Origin of the sequence: Caballeronia choica (genome assembly GCF_001544535.1) — a bacterium.
GTDB classification, from domain to species: domain Bacteria; phylum Pseudomonadota; class Gammaproteobacteria; order Burkholderiales; family Burkholderiaceae; genus Caballeronia; species Caballeronia choica.
Map to the genome: position 1 here is coordinate 1 of NZ_FCON02000439.1, position 1535 is coordinate 1535.

A 1535-nucleotide genomic window follows, 5' to 3' on the forward strand; every position below is an offset into this window, starting at 1 on the left:
CCGCAGGACAAGGCGTACGCTTCATACTGCACCTTGTGTGGTTGGTGGAACAGCGATAAACGTCGGTTGTGTCGAGCTGTAGCGGCCGCCTTGCCCTTTGACCAAGACGACGTCGCCGAGGGGCTCGTAGAGGCAGCGATGCAGGTTTCCGTATCGATGCTGGCGCACCACCCCGCGCTGGCCCCAGAGGTAAACGGTAGTCGGGCAGACTCCAAGTTGTCTGGCGAGCTCGTTGGCTGTCACCATGCCGCGTGCGCGCAGGCGTTCGAACCGGCTCTTGAGTCGGTAGGCGGTGCGCACAATAGAGACCTTCTTGTGCGTGAATAATTCGCCTTTCCAGTTTGTATAACCAAGCGCGTTAAGTTGTTCGGCGACTTGCCTATCCGAGCAGGTTTCGAGGAGTTCGTCGACCTTTGCAACGACTTCAGGCAACGTCTTGCGAATTAGTGCAATAGGCTTGGGCTTGTCGATCTCCAACGATGTCGTTCGACCGCCGCGAAAACGTACATGGATAGCGATGCGTTCTGCCTTGACCAAGGTTACGTCTTCAATGAGTAAGGCGATCATTCGTTTGCGTTCGACCGACACTACGCGTTGGTCATTCCAGACACGGGGGAAGTCTTCGGCAAGCGCGCGAATCTGGGTCCGCGCGTCGCTGCTTAGAAGCTTGTGATCGGCATGCTGAAGTCGTTCGTTCTCTTGCTGCAATGCATCCAGTACGCGCAGACGTTCATTCCAGTCTGCTTCGAGTGAGTCGGCGACAAGCCGGTTCGTTGGATCGACACTCATATATCGACGGCGCGCAAGCTCGGCGTCGTAGCGCGCTCGAACTAGTTGATTCTGACGCTGCGTCGCGGCCTGTTTGACGCGCCCCGATATCTCATCTTCGACCGCTAGCGCGACCTCGAGCACAGCTGGCGCGACGCTCTCCAAAAGCAGCGAGCCTATCGCGTCATCGATGGCGCGTCCGCGAACCGACTGACAGGGTTTGCCGGCACGGCGCACCGGATTCTCCGTGCACATATAGTACGGCTGAAGTTTATTATCGACCTCTTGATACCGTACGCGCATGCGTGCTCCACAGACGCCGCACACGACACGCCCCTGCAGGAGACCGACACCCTCGCGTGGCATGCTGCCACGTCGATCGAGACCAAATCCGGTTAGATTCTGCTTGAGCGTAGCCTGGTTCCGTTCGAATTCGTCCCAATCGATAAAACCTGGATGAGAATTCTGAATCAGCACTTGCCAGTTCTCGCGAGCAACCTTCAGCGAAGTGGATTTTTTGCGACCGGGACGGTATGCTCCGCGGGTGCGCCCGTACACGAACGCACCGGCGTAACGAGGGTTATGCAGAATCTGAATGACTCGGCAGTGGTCCAGCGGCCCCCAAAGCAGGTCTCCCTTCCCAATTCCCCGGCGGATGCGACGCGGAAACAGCCAGCCTTCCTGGCGAAATCGCCTGACCGTTGCGGTAGCTGATGCAGCTTGCCGAAACGTGTCGAAGAGCAACTGCAGCGCGCCCCGAACCTGTT

Annotated in this window: 1 protein-coding gene; it reads right to left on the reverse strand. The window is 58.1% G+C overall.

Annotation, left to right across the window (positions count from 1 at the left end; genetic code table 11):
- Positions 1 to 21: 21 nt before the first annotated feature.
- Positions 22 to 1535 (reverse strand): recombinase family protein (locus tag AWB68_RS44785; RefSeq protein WP_087650439.1); only part of this gene is annotated, 1514 nt, incomplete at its 5' end.